Below are 19,135 nucleotides of genomic sequence, written 5' to 3' on the forward strand. Positions count from 1 at the left end.
CGAGTTCGGACATCAGGCACCAACGGTAATCATCATTGCAGGACAATGCATTCAGGGAGGGAGCATGACCGAGATTACGGAAAGGGCAGGTGGCTGTCTGTGTGGTCAGGTGCGGTTTACGGTGCGCCATGGCGGCGAGGTGCATGTCTGTCACTGTTCGCTGTGTCGCAAGGCCACGGGTGGCCCCATGCTGGGCGTGGTCTGTGAGGGTGAGCCGGTCTTTGACGAGGCCTCGCCGGTCGGGATCCATCACTCCTCCGATCAGGGCGAGCGCGGTTTCTGCCTGCGCTGCGGCAGCCAGCTCTATTTTCGCCACACTTCGGACAACGCCTACGCATTTACGGCCGGCACCTTCGATGACCAGTCCTGCATGGTGATGACCGAAGAGATCTACATGACGGAAAAGCCGGGTTTTTATGACTTTGCCAACGAGACACGGCGCTATTCACAGGACGTGGACAGCGACCCGGTCCCGCGCCAGATGTAGTCAGACCCGGTCAGAGGCGCCTGATTGGCGTGCCGGCAAGCCAGGCCTCAAGATTTTCAACCGTCTGGCCAAACCAGGTGCGATAGCTGGTGTCGCTGACGTAGCCCAGATGCGGCGTGGCCAGCACACCGGGCAGTCGGCGCAGGGGATGATCGAGCGACAGCGGCTCCTGCTCGAAGACATCCAGCCCCGCGCCGGCAATCCGGCCTTCCTCGAGCGCCTCGATCAGCGCGCTCTGATCGACGATTGCCGCGCGTGAGGTGTTGATCAAAAGCGCCGAAGGCGACATCCACGCAAGCGCCTGGCGGTCGATCAGGTGACGGGTGCGCTCGCTCAGCACCAGATGAATCGACACGATATCGCTGGCGCTCAACAGCGCCCGTTTGGATTCGGCAAGCCTGACGCCCACCTCATCGCAGCGCGCCGCCGTCAGATGCTCGCTCCAGGCCAGCACGTTCATGCCAAAGGCTTGAGCAATGATCGCCATGCGCGTACCGATCCTGCCGAGCCCCAGAAGGCCCAGCGTACGGCCGGCCAGCGTCATGCCCACCGTGCTCTGCCAGGGGCCACCGGTGGTGAAGTGGTGATGCTCGGCAGGGAGATGACGTGCAAGCCCCAGTATCAGCGCCCAGGCAAGCTCCGTCGGCGGCGCCGGATGGCTGTCGGTGCCGCACACCGTGATGCCCCGCGCGCGCGCCGCCTCGAGATCGACGGCGGCGTTGCGCATCCCTGAAGTGATGAGCAGCTCAAGCTCCGGCAGGCGCGCCAGCAGGGAGGCCGGAAAAGGCGTGCGCTCGCGCATGATGACGATGGCCTCGAAAGGCGAGAGCCGTTCGACCAGCGCCTCTTCATCACCAACATGGTCGTGAAAGACCGTGATGGCCACGCGGCCTTCAAGCCGTGTCCAGTCAGCCATGGCAAGTGCCGCATGCTGATAGTCATCGAGAATCGCGCAGCGCATCATGGCTCTCCCGGCGGTTGTTATCTGTTGATGGCCTGCCTGGTGGCGGCCTACTGACGCGCGCGGCGCATCGGCATGTTGTCGATCGTGTCGAACAGCTGGCGCGGGTCGACAAAGCCCTGCTGCTCGACCTTCTTGCCGCCGTCCTTGCCGACCAGCACCGTGGTCAGCGGTCCCTGCGATGAAAGATCCAGCGAGTGAAGCAGCGCATCGGTTTCGGCCTCGGTCAGCGCCTGGCCATTTTTCATGCCGTCGCCGTTTTCGACCGTGTAGAGCACCATTTCACGATCATTGAAGGCGTCACGCTGCGTTTCGATAATGCCGCGCATGCGCTCGTAGTCGCTGTTGTCAGCGCTCGGGGGCACCATGATCAGCGGGCGCGACTGCCACTTGTCGGCCAGCAGCGGGTTGGCGGCCGGGTTGATCTCGCCCGCCTGCGCGCCACCTCCCGTCAGTGCCGCGGCCAGAAGGGCCGGCATGAACCACTGTTTCATCATCTGCTCCTCGTTCAGGCGTTGACATGAGTGCTTTCCAGCATAGCGTCCGGCATGATGATCATCACCCTGTCTCGTTCAATACCGCACTCGTTTGATACCACAAGGTCCTGTCATGCAACTGCGCTTTCTGGGCACCTCTGCCGGCATGCCCACCCGAACCCGCCATGTCAGTGCCCTGGCCCTTCAGGCCGAAGGCCAGCGGCGTTGGACGCTTATCGACTGCGGCGAGGGCACCCAGTATCAGCTGATGCGCACGCCTCTGAGCCTGGCCCGGCTCGAGGCGGTGCTGATCACCCATATTCACGCCGATCACTGCTACGGCCTGCCGGGACTGCTGGCCAGCGCCTCGATGGCCGGGCGCCGGGCCCCGCTGACCCTGGTAGGGCCGCCGGCCGTGCGGGAGTATATCGAGGCAATGAAGGCCACCACCGGGCTGTTTTTCGACTTCGAGCTGATCCACGTCGAGGCCTCGACGCTGGTCGAGGCGCCCTTGAGCCTTGCCGATGTCACCGTACGCGCCACGCCGCTTTCTCATGTGGTGGAGTGCTACGCCTATGCCTTTGAGGAGCGCCATATCGAGGCGTCGCTGGATACGGCGCTGCTCATGGCGGAAGGGATTGCGCCGGGGCTGATCTGGGGTCAGCTTCAGCGCGGCGAGACGGCGGTCGATGATCATGGGCGCCATCTTGACGGCGCAGACTATCGTCTGCCCTCGCGCACGCCGCGGCGGCTGGTAGTGGCCGGCGATAACGATACGCCCGATCTGCTGGCATCGATCTGTCGGGAAGCGGATGTTCTGGTGCACGAGGCCACCTATACCGAGGCAGTGATCGAGCGTCAGGGCACGGATCACGGCCACAGCAGTGCCGCACGCATTGCCGCCTTTGCTGAAGGGGCCGGGCTTGCGGGACTGATCCTGACCCATTTCAGTCCGCGCTACGCCAGCCGTCCGGGAGGGGCGTACTGCATCGACGAGATCGAGCAGGAAGCACGCGCGCACTTTGGCGCCACGCTGATGCTGGCCGAGGATCTCGCCGTGTTTGATCTATCAAGGGACCACACGCTGCATCAATGTGAATGACGCCGCGCCCGGCTACAATGGGCTGACGTCCTTTTATACGACCTCAGGGAGCCCTGATGACTCGCCGTCGCCTGATCATCGCCATTACCGGTGCGACCGGTTTTGTTTACGGCGCGCGCGCCCTGGAGCTGCTCAGGCCGCTGGAGATTGAAACGCATCTGGTGGTATCAAAATCCGCCGAGCTGACCCGTCGTTACGAGACCGGCATCACCCGTGAGCAGCTGTTCGCGCTGGCCGATGAAGTGCACCCGGTCGGCGATATCGGCGCCTCACTTGCCTCCGGCTCCTTTCGCACGCTGGGCATGCTGGTCGCGCCCTGCTCGGTCAAGACCATGTCGGAGATCGCCGCCGGCACCACGACCAACCTGGTCTCGCGCGCCGCCGACGTGGTGCTCAAGGAGCGCCGCCGGCTGGTGCTGATGCTGCGGGAGACGCCGCTGCATCTGGGGCATCTGCGTACCATGACCACCCTGACCGAAATGGGCGCCATTCTGTTTCCCCCGGTGCCGGCCTTCTATGCCCGGCCGGCCACCCTCGAGGAGATGGTCGATCACAGCGTGGCGCGCGCGCTCGACCTGTTCGATATCGAGATCGACGGCATGCCGCGCTGGGGCGAAAACCTGCACCCGCCGGGCAAGGCCTGAGCGTGTCGGTCTACGCTTGAAAGATGCCGCCTCGTTCGATGCGGCCTGTTTTCGGGAGATATCCATGAACACCCTTTGTCTGTCCGCGCTTGTGGCGAGTGCTGTCCTGCTGGCGGGATGCGCCGGTGGTAGCGGTCAGGTTCGCCCGACGGATCTGCGCGACAGCGCTCAATCGCGCGCCGGTGATCTGGAAAGCATTCGCTATGAGGTCGGTCCGTGTCACGGCTTCTGCCCGGTCTATTCCGTTGAGGTGCGCGCCGATGGCACTACCACGTTTATTGGTCGGCAGCATACACAGGTCTACGGCAAGCAGGCCCGACAAAACGGCGCGCAGGCGTTCACGCAGCTTCAGCGTACCCTCGCCCCCTGGCAGCCGGTGATGGATCAGCAGCGCGACTCCAGCGGCTGCGGGGTACGCATTACCGACATGTCGCACTACACCGTGACCTGGACCGGGCGTAATGGCCGTCAGGCACAGCTTCTACACGACGGCGGCTGCCGCTCGGCCAGTGCGCTGTCGCTCACGCACCTGCTCAGTGAGGATATTCCCGAGCAGCTCGGCATCCTGAACTGGATCGGCACGCCTGCCATGACATCCACGCCAGACCCGGCACGAGCACATTGATGCAGAAAAAATCCGACCTGCCGACCAAGACCTGCCCGGTGTGCGGTCGCCCCTTCACCTGGCGCAGGAAGTGGGCCCGCAACTGGGACAGCGTGATCTACTGCTCCGAGCGCTGTCGGCGTTCGAAGTCATGACACTGTTATCAAGACGTCATCACCGTGACATCCGTACTGGCCATGCTGCGCCTGACAGATGCCATCCACGGTTACGGAGCAACGCTCATGCTGGGTCTGACGTCGCAGGAAATGGAAAGACTGGTGCAGCGCGATATACATCCGGTGCGCATTGAGGGCAGTGACTGCCTGATCAGGATGCACGGCCGGGTCGTGCGTTGTACGCCTCACGATCTGCATCGCCTGGCGGCGCCCTCCCTGCGCGAGCGCATGCGCGGCCGGATCAATCGGCACTCGCGGGCCTGACCCCGTCGATTCTCGCTCGACTCTTTCAACCCCGCCCTGACTCAACCGGCGCCGGCATCGACAGGCGCGGGTTTTCAGCCAGTTCTTTTCGGTGGGGAAACGCCTGTCCTACAAAGGTATGAACGCGGGGTTTAGAAGACTACAGTAGCGGCCGATAGGTCTGTCTCGGTATTAGTTTTTTCTTAAAAATACTGTCAGTCTCGCCACGCCGCTTCGGTACTTCTGCTCATGCGAACCAAAGGTTATCTTCTGCGCCAGTGGCTTGCGCTCTTTGCTGCCACGCTCGCCACACTCTTTCTGATTGCCCTGATCTGGGAGTTCTGGCTGGAGACACTGGTCTTTCATTTCATGGGCTGGGGCGAGCCACCGGATCTTGATACCGCTGCTCGCTGGCGCTTCATTCTGACCTGTACCGGATTTGCCGGCATTGCCATGGCGCTGCCGGGACTTTTGTCCCTGCGCCTGATCTGGCGGCTGCGGCGGCGCTATCGCGAGCTTCTGGCCGCGCGCGCGCGCAATAATCATCTGACCCGCTACGATGCCCTGACCGGGCTGATGAACCGGCGATATTTCATGACCCGGCTGCACGCCCGGTTGCATCCGCAGCTGGAGCAGACGGCCCTGCTGGTCATCGATATTCAGGACTTTCAGACCATCAACGATACCCACGGCAACACCGCAGGGGACTATGCCCTTCGACGCATTGCCGGTCGGCTCAACAGTATCCGCACCGTGGGGGATCCGCTTCTGGGGCGCCCGGGAGGCGATGAGTTCGTGATTGCCCTGACCGGCGCACTGAGTGCGAGCGAGCTGCTCGATCAGGCCCGGGCGCTGCAGCGACAGGTCAGGCAACCGCTGGTCTGCGGCCACCGGCGGGTTGCGCTGGATACGACCATCGGTATTGCTGTTGCCCCCCAGCACGCTTTGACGGCAGATCAGCTGCTGGCGACGGCCTACGGTGCCATGCATGACGCCAGACGGGCCGGCGAGACAATACGGATGCAAAGCGACTGTCTGAACGAGGCACAGCAGGAGGAGGCCAAACGCGCCCAGCGTCTGCGTCAGGCGCTGGACCATGGCGAGATCGTACCGTTCTATCAGCCGGTGGTGGCGCTTGAAAGCCGTGACACGGTAGGCGTTGAAATCCTGGCCCGCTGGCAGCATCCCGAGCGCGGTCTGGTACCGCCCGATGAGTTCATCCCATTGATTGAAACGCTGGGGCTGATGCCGGCGATGACCCGTCAGCTGCTGGATCGCGCAATGCGTGACGTCCGGCAGTGGCCCGGCACCTGCTTTCTGGCGGTCAATATCACCGCTTCCTATCTGGAAAACGAGGACTTCACGGCGCAGATGGCGGCACTGCTCGAGTCACACGGATTTCCGGCCGAGCGCCTTGAGGTCGAAATCACCGAAAACGTGCTCATCGAGCGGCTGGGCGTGGTGCAGCAGAACCTCAACCGGCTGCACGAGATGGGCGTGCGCGTGTCGCTGGATGACTTCGGTACCGGCTATTCCGGGCTTTATCATCTCGCCCGGCTGGATGTCGACAAGATCAAGATTGATCGCTCCTTTTTCGAGGCCGAAGAGATTCGTCAGGACAATCTCGTGCGCCTGATAATCGCCATGGGCCGGTCACTGGGCATGGCGGTGGTGGCCGAGGGCATCGAGGAAGCGCGTCTGGCCGAAAATCTGACGCAGCAGGGTTGTCACTTCGGTCAGGGCTATCTCTTCGGCCGCCCCATGCCGGCCGACGCGCTGTATGACCATCTCACCCGGCGATCTCTTGAAACGGCTCAACCCTGAGCGCCATCTCTGCCAGGCTTGAAACATCACCTGCCAGGGAGCGCCCCATGACCCATGCCGAGCACCGCCCCGTTCTTCGTGACATGCGCCGTTTGATCGACCCCACCGCCATGGTGCTGGCCGAGCCACCCACGGCACGTACCGCCACCGTGGAAGAACTATCCACGCGCCAGGGCTATGCCCCGGACTTTCTCAAGGACATGCCGGTACCCCTGCCGTTACCCTACGAGGCGCTGGCCGAAGATGTCACCCCGGTCCTCGGGCGAGAGGACGGGCGGCTCGATTACACCCATTTTTCGCTGGTCATGTCTCGAAGCCGACGGCTGGCTTTGTTTACGGCAGTGAATATCGACAGCAGCGCGCTGGTCAGCGTCCCCCGCGGCAGTGATCACTGGCGCTTTGATCCGCGTATTGATCCATCGCTACAGGCCGGGCCGGATCTTTACAGCCGCAATCCGCTCGATCGCGGTCATCTGGTCCGCCGCACCGCGCCCAACTGGGGTGACGAGGCCGAGCAGGCCAATGACGACACCTTTTATTTCACCAATGCCACACCACAGCTCGCGGGCTTTAACCAGCAGACCTGGCTGGGCCTTGAGGACTATCTGCTCGACAATGCCCGCGCTGATCGCCAGCGCATCACGGTGTTCTCCGGTCCGATTTTCGACCCGGATGATCGTCTCTATCGCGGCATCCGGATTCCCGAGGCCTACTGGAAGGTGGTGGCCTTCATGGGCGATGACGGTCGCCCCTCGGCCACGGCCTACATGATCGAACAGGGCGACGGGCTGGACCAGCTGGGGTTCGTGTTCGGACAGTACCGCACCTATCAGCGCAGCGTGGCACGCATCGAGGCGCTGACCGGGCTGGATTTCGGCGATCTGAGCACGTTTGATGGCTTCTCCAATGAAGAGCGCGATACCGGCGTGCGTATCGAAGTTGAAATACGCGGACCGGCGGATATTCGGGTATAACCGATACGGGATCAGCAAAACGGACACCCATCAATGGCGCGACACGTTCATGACATGCGGTTCTGGCGCCACCCGGATGTGCCATGGCTGGAGGCGCGCCTGACCCGTGACGCCCGCGCGGTGCGCTATGCCCGCCACAGCCACGACACCCTGTCGCTGGGCGCGGTGCTGGGCGGACACAGCCACTACGAGTACCGTCATGACGGGCGCGAGCACGTGGCGGCGGTGTCACGGGGAAGCATCGTGGCGATGAACCCGGGCGAGATACACGCCTGCAATCCGAGCGACGCCGCCCCCTGGTCCTATCTCATGCTCTATATCGATCCGCAGTGGCTGGCGGCACGTCAGCCGGGCTGTCAGAAAGCCTTTCAGCCGCTGGTCCAGCGTGTCAGTCGCGATCCGGTGCTTTATCAGGCGCTTGTTGAACTGGCCGAAAGGTTGTTCGATTCAGGTCAGTCGCCGCAGGCTGGCGAGATCGAAGCCGTGATCGATCAGGCGCTCGAGGTGCTGGGCATCTCACCCCACACCGATTCGCGCGAGCGCGACATCACGGCCCGCGCGGCGGCGTTCATTCGACAGCACTGTCTCTCCTCCCTGAGTCTCGAGCAGGTGGCCCATGCAGTGGGATGCTCACGCTTTACCCTCATTCGCGGCTTTCGCCGTGACTACGGCATCACGCCCCACGCCTTTTTGATCGACTGTCGCATTCGCTGGGGCCAGCGTGCGCTCAGGCGCGGTGCGGACATTGCCGAGACTGCGCTCGCCTGTCGCTTTGCCGATCAGGCCCACTTTCAACGCACCTTCAAAAAAGTGACGGCGGCGACGCCCCGGCAGTATCGCCGGGCGACATCAGGGCCATGGCCAGTGCACTGGCCACCAGCAGCGCCGCCATCGCTTGATTGAGCCGTCGCAGATGGTGTGCCCGGGTCAGGCGTGCGCCCAGCCAGTGTCCCATCGCCGCCCAGATGCTGACGCTGGCCTGACACAGGATCAAAAAGATGACGGCCAGCACCGCCAGATGGATGACCTCCCGGGTATAGGCGCTGACGGCCGCGGCGGAGGCTACCCACGCCTCGGGGTTGAGCCACTGCATCAGCGCGCCCTGCCAGAATGAGGGCGCCGCTGACGGTACGGCATTCGCTTCACGGTCTTTGGAAAGCGCAAGCATTGCGGCCATGTAGAGTAGAAAGGCCACGCCGACCCAGCGCAGCACCACACCGGCCAGCGGCAGCGTCTCAAACAGCGACTGAAGCCCCAGTCCGATCAACACCAGCAGCAGGGTAAAACCGAGGCTTGCCCCCGTGACGTGGCGCAGGCTCGATCTGAAACCGTGATTGAGTCCGGCATTCAGCGCCACGAGGTTGACGGGGCCGGGTGTCAGCGAGGCGGCCAGCGCGAAGGCGGCCATGGAGAGCAGCAGGGCAGGGGACACGGTACAACCTCCGACATTGTTGAGGCGCAGAGCCTGCCGGGTCCCGGAGGCGACGTATTGAACAATATTGCGCGGGCCGTTGATGCCGATCGTTCACCGCGCCATGTCGGAAGGTACACCAAGGTCTGGATTGTCGGTTCGGGAGGGAGGGCCAATGCTTGAGGCTTTCCTCGACCGGGCAGGACATGACATGAACGGGCAGTCAGGCGATACCGACCACGTACTGATCGACGAGATTCGTCGTCGACTTCTCAAGGGGATGGGAATGGCCGCCGGTGCCATGGCGCTGTATCCGATGTTGTCAGCCACCGGCGCGATGGCCGCTTCCAGTGGCAGTGGCGCGCAATACGTCTATGTCGGCACCTATACCGGCCCCAATACCGCACCGGGGGGTGTGGCCCCGAGCCGGGCTCGCGGGATTTATGTCTTTCGCATGGACCCGGTGCAGGGCGGGCTGACGCCAGTACAGACCATGGCGGCGGAAAACCCCTCCTTTCTGGCTCTGTCACCGGATCGTCGTTATCTCTACAGCGTCAATGAGCTTGGCCCGGATGCCGACGGCAACCCCCTGGGACGGGTGAGTGCCTATCGCATCGCCCCGGACAGTGGTGAACTGACCTTTATCAATACCCGGCTTACCGGGGGGACATGGACCTGTCACTGCTCGGTGCATCCCTCCGGGCGCTACCTGTTCGCGGCCAACTACGGCACCGGCAGCTTCTCGGTCTTTCCGCTGGGAGATAACGGCGAGATTCTCGAGATGAGCGACCTGGTCGAATCGCCGCCCAACGGGCAGGGGCCGGATGGGGTCCGTCAGGAAGGCGCGCACGCGCACATGATGATCACGGGGCGGGGGGCCATCACATCTTCGGTATCGACCCTGCCGGTCGACAGTGAATTCGGACGGCCAATGTTCAATCCTGACAACCCGGGAGAAGTGCCCACCGGCAGCAATACCACTGCCGAGCTTCGCATCCATCCGCAGGGGCGTTTTCTCTACGCCACCAATCGCGGCATGAACAGCATTGCGGTGTTCCGGGTAGACGATGACAGCGGGCAGCTGATCAACACCGGCTGGGTTTCCAGCGGCGGCGAGATCCCGCGCGGCATGAACCTGGACCCCACCGGGCGATTTCTTTATGTCGGCAACCAGAACAGCGACACCATCAAGGTGTTCAACATCGACCCGCAAAGCGGCGCGCTGAAAGGCCCTGTGCACACGATCGATTCACCGGTGCCGGTCGATTTTGCCTTCAATGCCGCCGGCGGCTGATCAAGGGTCAATGACGGATCAAGGCTCAAGGGCGCCGCGGCGGTCAGCAGCGCTCATCGGTCTTGACCGCGGCACAGCTCGAGCATCAGGGCGATTCTGGCCTTCACCGGCGAGAGCGCCGCCATGATCGTGAAGGGAGCCTCCGGCGTGGGCAGCAGTTGACCTTCGTTGCAGCGTGCAGCGACCCTCACCTCGATACCGCGCTCAATGGCGCGCCGGGCAGCCTGTTCAAGTGCCTGATGCAGACTGGCGTTGCCGGTAGCGCCCAGCACGATGCCTGCCACCGGCTCGGACGCACCGCTTTCTCGTTCCTGCACCAGCAGATCGATCAGGGCACCGCTGACGCCGGCGTGGGTCAACACGATCTCGACGCGCGGCCAGTGCTCGGGACGCGGCAGGGCTTTCTGATCGTGGTCTTCCGATCGTGGCCAGGCACGTACCTGTCGTACAGTGCTTTCCTCCACGTAGCCGATGGGCCCGCTGTCACCGGAGGAGAACGCCTTCAGGCGGTAAGGGTGATCCTTGCGCACGTCGAGCGCGCCGTGTATCTCGCCGGCACAGACCACCGTGACGCCGGCGGCATCAGGGGTGGCCGCCACGGCCAGTGCGTCGCGTAGATTCTGTGGACCGTCCGGCATCAACGCAGTAGAAGGACGCATCGCGCAGGCCAGCACGACAGGCCTGGAGGAGGAGAGCGTCGAGTGCAGGAAAAACGCCGTTTCCTCGACAGTGTCGGTACCGTGGGTGATGACCAGGCCCGCGACATCCTCCTGGTTCAGCCAGTATTCGCAGCGTTCACGCAGGGCGCACCAGGTCGCGGCATCCATGTCCTTGCTGTCGAGCTGGGCGACCTGCTCGGCGTGCAGGACAAAACCATCCGGTGCCGCGATGCCCCCCAGCAGGTCATTGACCGATACCGTTCCGGCGGTATAGCCAAGATTGGCACCGGCGTTCGAGGAGGAGCCGGCAATGGTGCCGCCGGTGCCGAGCACGACAATGCGTTTTGCCTTGTCGGAGGGGGAAGGGGTCATGATCTTTGCTCCATGATGACCAGCTGTAAAACGTAGCCGGGTATTGATGCTGCCGGGCGGCGATGGCCTGCATCCGGACCTGATGCTGCCGGGCTGACCCTGAACGTCGACCTCGAGCCAGACCCTGGATGTGGCATCATGTCTTGTCTGGCTTCGTTGGGGCGCCGCGGGCGGCGTCGATATTATCCACGATAAGCGTGAGATGACAGTCGCGCTGAGAGAGGAGTCCCATGAACCATCTTCCCACCTTTGACGATGTAGTGGCGGCATCAAAACGACTTGAGGGCCACGCCCGCCGCACACCGGTGATGACCTCGCGTACCGTCGATGAGGCGCTGGAGACGCAGATATTTTTCAAATGCGAGAACCTGCAGCGCACGGGCGCTTTCAAGTTTCGTGGCGCCTTCAATACGCTATCGAGGTTCAGTCCCGAGCAGAAAAACGCCGGCGTGGTGGCGTTCTCTTCCGGCAACCATGCCCAGGCCATAGCCCTGTCCGCCAGGCTTCTGGGGATCCCGGCGACCATCGTCATGCCCGAGGATGCACCCGGTGCCAAGGTGACCGCGACCAGAGCGTACGGTGCCCACGTGGTGATGTATGACCGCTACACGGAAGATCGTGAAGGGATCGGCCGGGCGCTGGCCGAGCAGCACGGTCTGACACTGGTGCCGCCGTATGATCATCCCGATGTCATTTGCGGGCAGGGCACGGCCGCCATGGAGCTCTTCGAAGAGGTCGGCTCGCTGGATGCGCTGTTCGTTTGCCTGGGGGGCGGTGGTTTGCTGTCGGGCTCTGCGCTGGTCGCCCGGGCGATGTCGCCGGACTGCCGGGTCTATGGGGTCGAGCCCGAGGCCGGTAACGATGGGCAGCAATCGTTTCGCTCGGGTCGGATTGTCCATATCGACACGCCCCGGACCATTGCCGATGGAGCCCAGACTCAGCATCTGGGCCGGATCACCTTTCCGATCATTCAGCGCGATGTCGATGACATCCTGACCGCCTCGGATAACGAGCTGGTGGCATGCATGTCATTCATGGCCGAGCGCATGAAGCTGGTGGCCGAGCCGACCGGCTGTCTCGGTTTCGCTGCGGCGCGGCAGATGGCCGCCGAGTTCAGGGGCAAGCGTGTGGGGGTGATTGTCAGTGGTGGCAATGTCGACATGGCGCGATTTGCCGAACTGCTGACGTCCTGATCCTTTGCCGCGTTCCCTTTCTTTGCCACAGTCCCTTTCGACGGCCCGCCATCGTGGGCCGTCCGTCGTTGTCCTTTTCCTCGGCTAGAAAATACGCCGATCAATGCCGAGGGTATCCATCAGGCGTGTGGCGATCTCCTCGACCGAGTAGTTGGTGGTATCCAGATAGGGGATGCGCAGCCGACGATAAAGCGCCTCGACTTCGGAAAGCTCCAGCCGGCATTGCCTGAGCGATGCATAGGTACTGGCGGTGCGCCGTTCATTGCGAATGGCGGCGAGCCGGTCGGCGTTGATGGTCAGCCCGAACAGCTTGCCGCGCTGCTCTTTAAGTGCCGGCGGCAGCGCCAGACGGTCCATGTCGTCGGCGATGAAGGGGTAGTTGGCGACCCGCAGACCGAACTGCATGGCCAGATACAGGCTCGTGGGCGTCTTGCCGCAGCGGGAGACGCCGATCAGGATCACCTGGGCCTGCTCGAGATGGCGCAATGACAGGCCGTCATCGTGGGCCAGCGCGTAGTCGATGGCCGCGATACGCTCGTCATAGCGTGCCACATTGCGCTGATTGAGCCCGTGGGTGCGGTGGAGCGTCGGATGCGGTGCCATGTTGAGCTCTTCGCTGAGCGGGGCGATGACGGATTCGATGACGTCATGGCAAAAGCCGTGACTCGACAGGATGATCTGGCGGACTTCATCACTGACGATCGAATAAAAGACGATGGGGCGCTCACCGGTGTCGGCAAAGATCCGGTCGATGCGCTCGCGAATCTCGATAGCGCGTTCCCGGGTGTCCACAAAGGGCCAGGTACGCTGGGTAAATTCCGTATCAAACTGGGAGAGAACGGCGTGGCCCAGAACTTCCATGGTAATGGCCGTGCCATCGGAAATATAAAACACTGTTTTTGGCATAAGAGCCTCTCTACCCGGCATAAAAGGCACGATTTACCCAGCATTAAACCACGGTCAGGGCTGAAATGTGGCCACGCCAATGCGACCTTATTTGTCAAATTTGCGCACGCACTACAAAGCATGTAGTAAATTTTTGCGCTGAAATCCTTGTCGGTTTAATTAAAAATTTCAAAGACATAAGTCGACAATTTAATACTTTGTGTTAATGACGTGTCGTAGTCTTTCAAAATGTTCCTGGCCTTAAAAATTGTCTCAAAGGCTATGGCAGGCCGCGGAAAATGATTACGCTCTGCTCGACTGTCCAATGACAGGCAGGATTTGAAAAACGTCGTTTCTATTCGGTCGTGCGATGGCACTCCATGCACGCACCGGGCGGCGTTTTTTTACGTTGTTGATTTCAGAAATGGCACTGCCGGCACCCTTGCAGGTGACTGGCACATTGGCATCAAGGCTTGTCGGGAGAGACGAGAAATGAGTGATCGCATGGTGACAGATGAAAATCGCCTGAATGACGCAGACGAGGACGTACTCTGGTACGACCAGGTCGGCATGCACGATGTCAATCGTGTCGGGGGCAAGAACGCCTCGCTGGGCGAGATGATCAGCCATCTGGCCAGCCTCGGGGTTCAGGTGCCCAACGGGTTTGCGACCACCGCCGGCGCATGGCGGCGCTTTCTGGAACAGAGCGGGCTGGATGCGCGCATTCACGCCCTGCTCGACGAGACCGACATTGACGATACCCGGGCGCTGGCCGATGCCGGCACGCGCATTCGTCAGTGGGTGATCGATACGCCCTTCACGGCCGAACTCGATGACGCCATCGCCACGGCCTACGAGAAGCTGGCCGGCGACAACCCGAACGCCTCCTTTGCGGTGCGCTCCTCTGCCACGGCCGAGGACATGCCGGATGCCTCCTTCGCCGGACAGCAGGAGACCTTCCTCAACGTGCAGGGGCTGGATGCCGTACGCGAGGCGATCCACCACGTGTTTGCCTCGCTGTTCAACGACCGCGCGATCTCCTACCGCGTCCACCAGGGCTACGATCACAAGGGCGTGGCGCTCTCTGCCGGCGTTCAGCGCATGGTGCGTTCGGACCTGGCCACTTCGGGCGTCATGTTCACCATTGATACCGAATCCGGCTTTGATCAGGTCGTGTTCATCACGGCCGCCTGGGGGCTGGGCGAGATGGTGGTACAGGGCGCCGTCAACCCGGACGAGTACTACGTTCACAAGCCCACACTGGCCGCCGACCGTCCCTCGGTGGTGCGCCGCAGCATGGGTACCAAGGCCGAGCGCATGGTCTACGCCGATGATCGCGCCCACGGCAAGCAGGTGCGCATCGAGCCGGTAGATGCCGCCGATCAGGACCGTTTCTGCCTGAGCGATGACGAGATCGAGGCACTGGCCCGTCAGGCCATGCTGATCGAAAAACACTACGGGCGTCCGATGGACATCGAGTGGGCGAAGGATGGCCATACCGGTGAGCTTCTGATCGTTCAGGCGCGTCCGGAAACCGTACGCTCGCGCAAGCAGGTCATGGAGCGCTACCAGCTCAGCTCCCGCGGGCCGATTCTGGCCGAGGGCCGTGCCATCGGTCAGCGCATCGGCGCCGGTGCGGTGAAGATCATTGCCGACATCAGCCAGATGCATGATGTGGCCCCGGGCGACGTGCTGGTCACCGACATGACCGACCCCGACTGGGAACCGATCATGAAACGTGCCGCGGCGATCGTGACCAACCGTGGCGGGCGTACCTGCCACGCGGCGATCATCGCTCGTGAGCTGGGCATTCCGGCGGTGGTCGGCTGTGGCGATGCGACCGAGCGTCTGTCCTCCAATCAGCACGTCACCGTCTCCTGTGCCGAGGGGGATACCGGCTACATCTACGAGGGTGAGCTGGAGTTCGAGGTCACGAGCGCTGCCATCGATGATCTGCCGGAGCTGCCGCTCAAGCTGATGATGAACGTCGGCAACCCCGACCGCGCCTTCGACTTTGCAACGCTCCCTAACGAGGGCGTGGGTCTGGCGCGACTGGAGTTCATCATCAACCGCATGATCGGTATCCACCCGCGTGCCCTGCTGGAGTTTGATCGTCAGACCCCGGCGCTGCAGGCCGAAATCAAGAGCCGCATTGCCGGCTACAGCGATCCGGTCGAGTTCTACGTGGCGCGTCTGGCCGAAGGCATAGCAACGCTGGCCTCGGCGTTCTGGCCCAAGCGTGTCATCGTGCGCCTGTCGGACTTCAAGACCAACGAGTACGCCAACCTGGTGGGCGGCGAGCAGTACGAGCCGCATGAAGAGAACCCGATGCTGGGCTTCCGCGGCGCGGGTCGCTACGTGTCGCCGGATTTCCGCGACTGCTTCGCGCTCGAGTGTCAGGCGGTCAAGCGGGTGCGTGAGGTCATGGGGCTTGAAAACGTCGAGATCATGATTCCGTTCGTGCGCACGCTCAAGGATGCCAGCAACGTCATCGAGACGCTGGAAGCCCAGGGCCTCAAGCGCGGCGAAAACGGCCTCAAGGTCATCATGATGTGCGAGCTGCCCTCCAATGCGCTGCTGGCGGATCAGTTCCTCGAGTACTTCGACGGCTTCTCGATCGGCTCCAACGACATGACCCAGCTCACCCTGGGACTGGATCGTGACTCCGGTACGGTCTCCGAGCAGTTCGACGAGCGCAACGATGCGGTCCTGTCGCTGCTGTCGATGGCCATCCGCGCCGCGAAGCGTCAGGGCAAGTACGTGGGCATCTGCGGTCAGGGTCCGTCGGACCACCCGGACTTTGCCGCCTGGCTGATGAGCGAGGGCATCGACAGCCTGTCGCTCAACCCGGATACCGTGATCAACACCTGGCTCTCGCTGGGCGAGCAGTCCGACAAGGGTGCCGCTCAGGGCAATGGCGCTTCGGCGTCGCTGGCCAACAAGTAACGTGCCTCGTCTCCCATCATCCGGTGTGATGATGGGAAACCAGAGACTGATCAGTCACCAGAACCGCTCGGCCCGCCAGGGTCGAGCGGTTTTTTTACGTTCGGGCGGTGAAAGGGCTGCTGCCGAGCAGGGTCTCTGGCATGAAAGCCTCGCATACACGAGAACAGGGAGATCAAGGCGGGGATTATCAAATCGTTGGCCGCATGCACATATCGGATTGATGCTCTTGGGCGGGGCGGCGAGCATCCGAATGTCAGGCCTGCCCCGACTCATGGCCATTCTCCCGGCATTTTTTTGCCCGCTGCTTTTTGTAATATCCAAGAATATTCATGATCTGAACGCTGGTGGCGATCCATGCGCTCATAAACAGTTCGTGCTCAATGCTGTTTTCGCTTAACAGCCCGTAATGAGAACCGACGACCGCGATGGTGAAGTAAGTGCAAAACATGGTGATGAACTCTCTCGCAATGAATCCGGGTCTGAGCGTCTTCAGCAATGACATGAGGGCTTCCTGGGAGGCGGTCAAAGGATATATCAGTTTTTAATGGTAAAGCCCGCGTCACGATGCGTCGACCTGACCAGGGCTGGGGAAGACAGCGATGCTGGGGAAAAGTCGGCAAAGGACGTCAGCTCAGGGCGAGAGTTCCAGAGCGGCCAGGGCGCTGGCCATGACCATCGCCGCAGCGCCGCGGGCTGGTGCCAGACGGCTGTTGGCAAGCACCCGCGGTGTGATGAGCCCCGCTTCGGGCAGCAGCCGACGCTGGGTAGCGGCAAAGCGGGCCAGGGCCGGGGCCATGAAGGCGGGGCCCAGTTCGGTCAGCGTTCCACCGATCACGATGGCGGCCGGATTGAGCGTGTGGTGCAGATTGTGCAGCAGCATGCCCAGGGCCTGACCGGCGCGTTCGAGCACAGGGCCGGTCCGTGATGCCGGCAGCGCCGTCACGGCCGAGATCAGGTCGTCACTCTCGTCGATATCGAGCTGCTGACGCAGGCGCCAGCCGCTGACCAGCGTCTCGGCGCAGCCGTCATTGCCGCAGTGGCAGCGCGCGCCGTTCGGGTCGAGCAGGGTGTGGCCGATTTCACCGGCCAGGCCGTGCACGCCGCGAATGATGCGTGGCGGTGCGCCATTTTCCACCAGGCCGCTGCCGATACCGATATCGGCGCTGACAAATAAAAGCGAGGCCGGTGCATGATCGCGGGCGAAATAGAGCTCGCCAAAGGCGGCCAGCGAGGACTCGTTGTCCATTAGCTGGATGCCGGGAAGCTCGGGAAGATGGCCTGCCAGCAGATCCAGAAAGCGCACCCGGTGCCACCCCAGGTTGGGGGCCAGCCCCAGCAGCGGCTCGTTGGGCATGACCGGCCCCGGCAGGGCAACCCCCAGCCCCAGCAGTTGACGCGCCTTGAGCCCTTCCATGACCAGCAGCGCGGTGATTTCACCGGCCAGCTGAGCGGCCGCTTCGTCAGGCGTAGTGCCGGCCCGGGCAATACAGCGCTGTAACAGCGTCTCTCCTGACAGCGTACAGGCCACAAGCCGCAGCTCGTGAACGCCGATCTCTGCGCCCAGCAGCAGGTGGTGATGCTCACTCAGGGACAGCGAGCGCCCCGGGCGGCCGCCGCGTCGGCGCTGCAGCTCGCCCTCCTCGAGCCAGCCGCTCTCCAGCAGGCTCATGACGGCGCTGCCCACGGTCACCTTGGTCAGTCCTGTGTCTCTGGCCAGCTCGGTGCGGGTCATGTCGGGTCGACAGCGCAGTGCGTCCAGAATGGCCAGACGATTGCGCTGTTTCAGCGAGTGGAGATCGCCGGCAGGGCGTGGGTTGGCGGGTCGGGTCATGGCGGCAGGGCCCCGGGTGGCGATAACGAACAGGCAGGCGACTGCCCTCTGCGATCACGGCGCCGCAAGGCGCCGGTCATCATATCTATATTGAGCGCCTTCCAGGGCCTGACAAGCCGATCCTGGACCATGGTCGTGCGTCGACCTATGTCCAATGGCTGCATCCCGAAGGCCGGTAGACACTGCCCGGTAAGAACTCTTAATTAAATCGACCCTGATGGGAAAAAGCGCCATGACATGCCCGATCTATCCCGATCTGAAAAAGCGCCGCGTCGTCGTGACCGGCGGCGGTTCCGGCATTGGCGAAGGTATTGTCCGCGCCTTTGCCGAGCAGGGCGCCGAGGTGCATTTTCTGGACATCATTGATGAGGCCGGGTTGCTGGCTGAATCGCTGGGTGAGCACGTCCATTTTCATCGCTGCGATCTTACCGATCCGGCGGCGCTCGAGCAGGCGCTGGCTGATATCGGCACGGTAGAGGTGCTGGTCAACAACGCGGCCAATGATGATCGACACACGCTTGAGGATGTGACCCCCGAGTACTGGGACGATCGCATGGCCGTCAATCTACGCCATCAGGCTCTGGCCGCACGCGGCGTTGCGGCCGGCATGCGGGCGCAGGGGCGTGGCTCGATCATCAACATGGGCTCGATCAGCTGGCATCTGGGCGAGCCCGGCCTGGTGCTGTACGAGACGGCCAAGGCGGCCATTGAAGGTCTGACTCGAGCGCTGGCCAGCGAGCTGGGCAGTGACGGTATTCGCGTCAACTGTGTGATTCCCGGCAATGTGAAAACGCCGCGTCAGTCACGCTGGTTTACCCCGGAGGGTGAAGCGCAGATCGTGGCGGAACAGAAGCTCAAGGTGCGCCTGCATCCGCATCACGTGGCGGCCATGGTGCTCTTTCTGGCTTCAGATGCCGCTGGCGGCTGCACGGCTCACAACTACTGGGTCGATGCCGGCTGGTTGTAGCAACTTCGGGTCAGGCCGAATGTGGATCGGCCCTTGATCTTCAATAACAACGATTCTGACAGAACAAATCCCCAGGAGACTTTTGC

Annotated in this window: 20 protein-coding genes; 13 read left to right on the plus strand and 7 right to left on the minus strand. The window is 62.7% G+C overall.

The genetic code is table 11. The annotated features are described in order from the left end of the window. The first annotated feature begins 64 nt into the window (after positions 1-64). Positions 65-487 carry a GFA family protein gene (locus BM079_RS09005; protein WP_090133121.1) on the plus strand — a complete coding sequence of 141 codons (423 nt, stop codon included), beginning with the start codon at positions 65-67 and terminating at the stop codon, positions 485-487. Between the two features lie 10 nt (positions 488-497). On the opposite strand, the gene BM079_RS09010 is transcribed toward BM079_RS09005, so the two are convergent. Continuing rightward, the gene (locus BM079_RS09010; RefSeq protein ID WP_090133123.1) at positions 498-1,451 is read right to left on the minus strand and encodes a D-2-hydroxyacid dehydrogenase family protein; all 954 of its coding nucleotides are present in this window, start codon (positions 1,449-1,451) and stop codon (positions 498-500) included. Positions 1,452-1,498: 47 nt separating this feature from the next. After that, positions 1,499-1,942 (minus strand): DUF4174 domain-containing protein, encoded by a 444-nt coding sequence (locus BM079_RS09015; protein ID WP_245742906.1) that lies wholly within the window; start codon positions 1,940-1,942, stop codon positions 1,499-1,501. A 115-nt stretch (positions 1,943-2,057) separates the two neighbouring features. On the opposite strand from BM079_RS09015, the gene BM079_RS09020 reads away from it, so the two are divergent. From BM079_RS09020 to BM079_RS09055, 8 genes are all read left to right on the plus strand, one after another. Further along, complete coding sequence (locus BM079_RS09020) at positions 2,058-3,026, plus strand: ribonuclease Z (protein WP_090133125.1); 969 nt, start codon at positions 2,058-2,060, stop codon at positions 3,024-3,026. Positions 3,027-3,082: 56 nt separating this feature from the next. After that, a complete protein-coding gene (locus BM079_RS09025) occupies positions 3,083-3,670 on the plus strand; it encodes a UbiX family flavin prenyltransferase (RefSeq protein WP_090133127.1) in 588 nt (195 codons plus the stop codon). A gap of 64 nt (positions 3,671-3,734) precedes the next feature. After that, positions 3,735-4,295, plus strand: coding sequence for a DUF6438 domain-containing protein (locus tag BM079_RS09030; RefSeq protein ID WP_090133129.1), 561 nt, complete (start codon positions 3,735-3,737; stop codon positions 4,293-4,295). Further along, positions 4,295-4,429: a DUF2256 domain-containing protein gene (locus BM079_RS09035; RefSeq protein WP_090133131.1), complete on the plus strand. Its 135-nt coding sequence runs from the start codon at positions 4,295-4,297 to the stop codon at positions 4,427-4,429. The genes BM079_RS09030 and BM079_RS09035 overlap by 1 nt, the downstream gene beginning before the upstream one ends. 24 nt (positions 4,430-4,453) lie before the next feature. Then, the gene (locus BM079_RS09040; RefSeq protein WP_139215286.1) at positions 4,454-4,714 is read left to right on the plus strand and encodes a hypothetical protein; all 261 of its coding nucleotides are present in this window, start codon (positions 4,454-4,456) and stop codon (positions 4,712-4,714) included. Positions 4,715-4,942: 228 nt separating this feature from the next. Further along, positions 4,943-6,517 (plus strand): putative bifunctional diguanylate cyclase/phosphodiesterase, encoded by a 1,575-nt coding sequence (locus tag BM079_RS09045; protein ID WP_090133135.1) that lies wholly within the window; start codon positions 4,943-4,945, stop codon positions 6,515-6,517. Positions 6,518-6,564: 47 nt separating this feature from the next. Next, complete coding sequence (locus BM079_RS09050) at positions 6,565-7,491, plus strand: DNA/RNA non-specific endonuclease (RefSeq protein ID WP_090133137.1); 927 nt, start codon at positions 6,565-6,567, stop codon at positions 7,489-7,491. A 33-nt stretch (positions 7,492-7,524) separates the two neighbouring features. Continuing rightward, complete coding sequence (locus BM079_RS09055) at positions 7,525-8,394, plus strand: helix-turn-helix transcriptional regulator (RefSeq protein ID WP_217639660.1); 870 nt, start codon at positions 7,525-7,527, stop codon at positions 8,392-8,394. Here the strand turns inward: BM079_RS09055 and BM079_RS09060 are convergent. Then, on the minus strand, positions 8,294-8,923 hold the full coding sequence (locus BM079_RS09060; protein ID WP_245742907.1) for a LysE family translocator: 630 nt from the start codon (positions 8,921-8,923) through the stop codon (positions 8,294-8,296). The two genes, BM079_RS09055 and BM079_RS09060, sit on opposite strands and share 101 nt — an antisense overlap. A 190-nt stretch (positions 8,924-9,113) precedes the next feature. On the opposite strand from BM079_RS09060, the gene BM079_RS09065 reads away from it, so the two are divergent. Further along, entirely contained in the window at positions 9,114-10,196 is a 1,083-nt protein-coding gene (locus tag BM079_RS09065) for a lactonase family protein (protein ID WP_175489654.1), read from the plus strand. A gap of 53 nt (positions 10,197-10,249) precedes the next feature. Here BM079_RS09065 and BM079_RS09070 read toward each other — a convergent pair whose 3' ends face one another. Continuing rightward, entirely contained in the window at positions 10,250-11,227 is a 978-nt protein-coding gene (locus BM079_RS09070) for an asparaginase (protein ID WP_090133143.1), read from the minus strand. A 230-nt stretch (positions 11,228-11,457) separates the two neighbouring features. On the opposite strand from BM079_RS09070, the gene BM079_RS09075 reads away from it, so the two are divergent. Then, positions 11,458-12,420: a threo-3-hydroxy-L-aspartate ammonia-lyase gene (locus BM079_RS09075; protein WP_090133145.1), complete on the plus strand. Its 963-nt coding sequence runs from the start codon at positions 11,458-11,460 to the stop codon at positions 12,418-12,420. Between the two features lie 84 nt (positions 12,421-12,504). On the opposite strand, the gene ppsR is transcribed toward BM079_RS09075, so the two are convergent. Continuing rightward, positions 12,505-13,326: a posphoenolpyruvate synthetase regulatory kinase/phosphorylase PpsR gene (ppsR, locus tag BM079_RS09080; RefSeq protein WP_090133147.1), complete on the minus strand. Its 822-nt coding sequence runs from the start codon at positions 13,324-13,326 to the stop codon at positions 12,505-12,507. A 471-nt stretch (positions 13,327-13,797) separates the two neighbouring features. Between ppsR and ppsA the strand changes: the two genes are divergently transcribed. Beyond that, positions 13,798-16,251, plus strand: coding sequence for a phosphoenolpyruvate synthase (ppsA, locus tag BM079_RS09085; protein WP_245742909.1), 2,454 nt, complete (start codon positions 13,798-13,800; stop codon positions 16,249-16,251). A gap of 253 nt (positions 16,252-16,504) precedes the next feature. On the opposite strand, the gene BM079_RS09090 is transcribed toward ppsA, so the two are convergent. Beyond that, positions 16,505-16,753: a hypothetical protein gene (locus BM079_RS09090; RefSeq protein ID WP_090133149.1), complete on the minus strand. Its 249-nt coding sequence runs from the start codon at positions 16,751-16,753 to the stop codon at positions 16,505-16,507. A 129-nt stretch (positions 16,754-16,882) separates the two neighbouring features. After that, positions 16,883-18,082, minus strand: coding sequence for an ROK family transcriptional regulator (locus BM079_RS09095; RefSeq protein WP_090133152.1), 1,200 nt, complete (start codon positions 18,080-18,082; stop codon positions 16,883-16,885). Positions 18,083-18,314: 232 nt separating this feature from the next. Between BM079_RS09095 and BM079_RS09100 the strand changes: the two genes are divergently transcribed. Continuing rightward, a complete protein-coding gene (locus BM079_RS09100) occupies positions 18,315-19,049 on the plus strand; it encodes an SDR family NAD(P)-dependent oxidoreductase (protein WP_090133154.1) in 735 nt (244 codons plus the stop codon). Positions 19,050-19,135 lie beyond the last annotated feature (86 nt).

The sequence above is a fragment of the Kushneria avicenniae genome (genome assembly GCF_900112585.1).
In the GTDB taxonomy this organism is placed as follows: domain Bacteria; phylum Pseudomonadota; class Gammaproteobacteria; order Pseudomonadales; family Halomonadaceae; genus Kushneria; species Kushneria avicenniae.

Bases quoted from the DNA above. Each gene is read 5' to 3' on its own strand.
- BM079_RS09005 (WP_090133121.1), top strand. From the start codon at position 65: ATGACCGAGATTACGGAAAGGGCAGGTGGCTGTCTGTGTGGTCAGGTG.
- BM079_RS09010 (WP_090133123.1), bottom strand. From the start codon at position 1,451: ATGATGCGCTGCGCGATTCTCGATGACTATCAGCATGCGGCACTTGCC.
- BM079_RS09015 (WP_245742906.1), bottom strand. From the start codon at position 1,942: ATGAAACAGTGGTTCATGCCGGCCCTTCTGGCCGCGGCACTGACGGGA.
- BM079_RS09020 (WP_090133125.1), top strand. From the start codon at position 2,058: ATGCAACTGCGCTTTCTGGGCACCTCTGCCGGCATGCCCACCCGAACC.
- BM079_RS09025 (WP_090133127.1), top strand. From the start codon at position 3,083: ATGACTCGCCGTCGCCTGATCATCGCCATTACCGGTGCGACCGGTTTT.
- BM079_RS09030 (WP_090133129.1), top strand. From the start codon at position 3,735: ATGAACACCCTTTGTCTGTCCGCGCTTGTGGCGAGTGCTGTCCTGCTG.
- BM079_RS09035 (WP_090133131.1), top strand. From the start codon at position 4,295: ATGCAGAAAAAATCCGACCTGCCGACCAAGACCTGCCCGGTGTGCGGT.
- BM079_RS09045 (WP_090133135.1), top strand. From the start codon at position 4,943: ATGCGAACCAAAGGTTATCTTCTGCGCCAGTGGCTTGCGCTCTTTGCT.
- BM079_RS09050 (WP_090133137.1), top strand. From the start codon at position 6,565: ATGACCCATGCCGAGCACCGCCCCGTTCTTCGTGACATGCGCCGTTTG.
- BM079_RS09055 (WP_217639660.1), top strand. From the start codon at position 7,525: ATGGCGCGACACGTTCATGACATGCGGTTCTGGCGCCACCCGGATGTG.
- BM079_RS09065 (WP_175489654.1), top strand. From the start codon at position 9,114: ATGAACGGGCAGTCAGGCGATACCGACCACGTACTGATCGACGAGATT.
- BM079_RS09070 (WP_090133143.1), bottom strand. From the start codon at position 11,227: ATGACCCCTTCCCCCTCCGACAAGGCAAAACGCATTGTCGTGCTCGGC.
- BM079_RS09075 (WP_090133145.1), top strand. From the start codon at position 11,458: ATGAACCATCTTCCCACCTTTGACGATGTAGTGGCGGCATCAAAACGA.
- ppsR (WP_090133147.1), bottom strand. From the start codon at position 13,326: ATGCCAAAAACAGTGTTTTATATTTCCGATGGCACGGCCATTACCATG.
- ppsA (WP_245742909.1), top strand. From the start codon at position 13,798: ATGAGTGATCGCATGGTGACAGATGAAAATCGCCTGAATGACGCAGAC.
- BM079_RS09090 (WP_090133149.1), bottom strand. From the start codon at position 16,753: ATGTCATTGCTGAAGACGCTCAGACCCGGATTCATTGCGAGAGAGTTC.
- BM079_RS09095 (WP_090133152.1), bottom strand. From the start codon at position 18,082: ATGACCCGACCCGCCAACCCACGCCCTGCCGGCGATCTCCACTCGCTG.
- BM079_RS09100 (WP_090133154.1), top strand. From the start codon at position 18,315: ATGACATGCCCGATCTATCCCGATCTGAAAAAGCGCCGCGTCGTCGTG.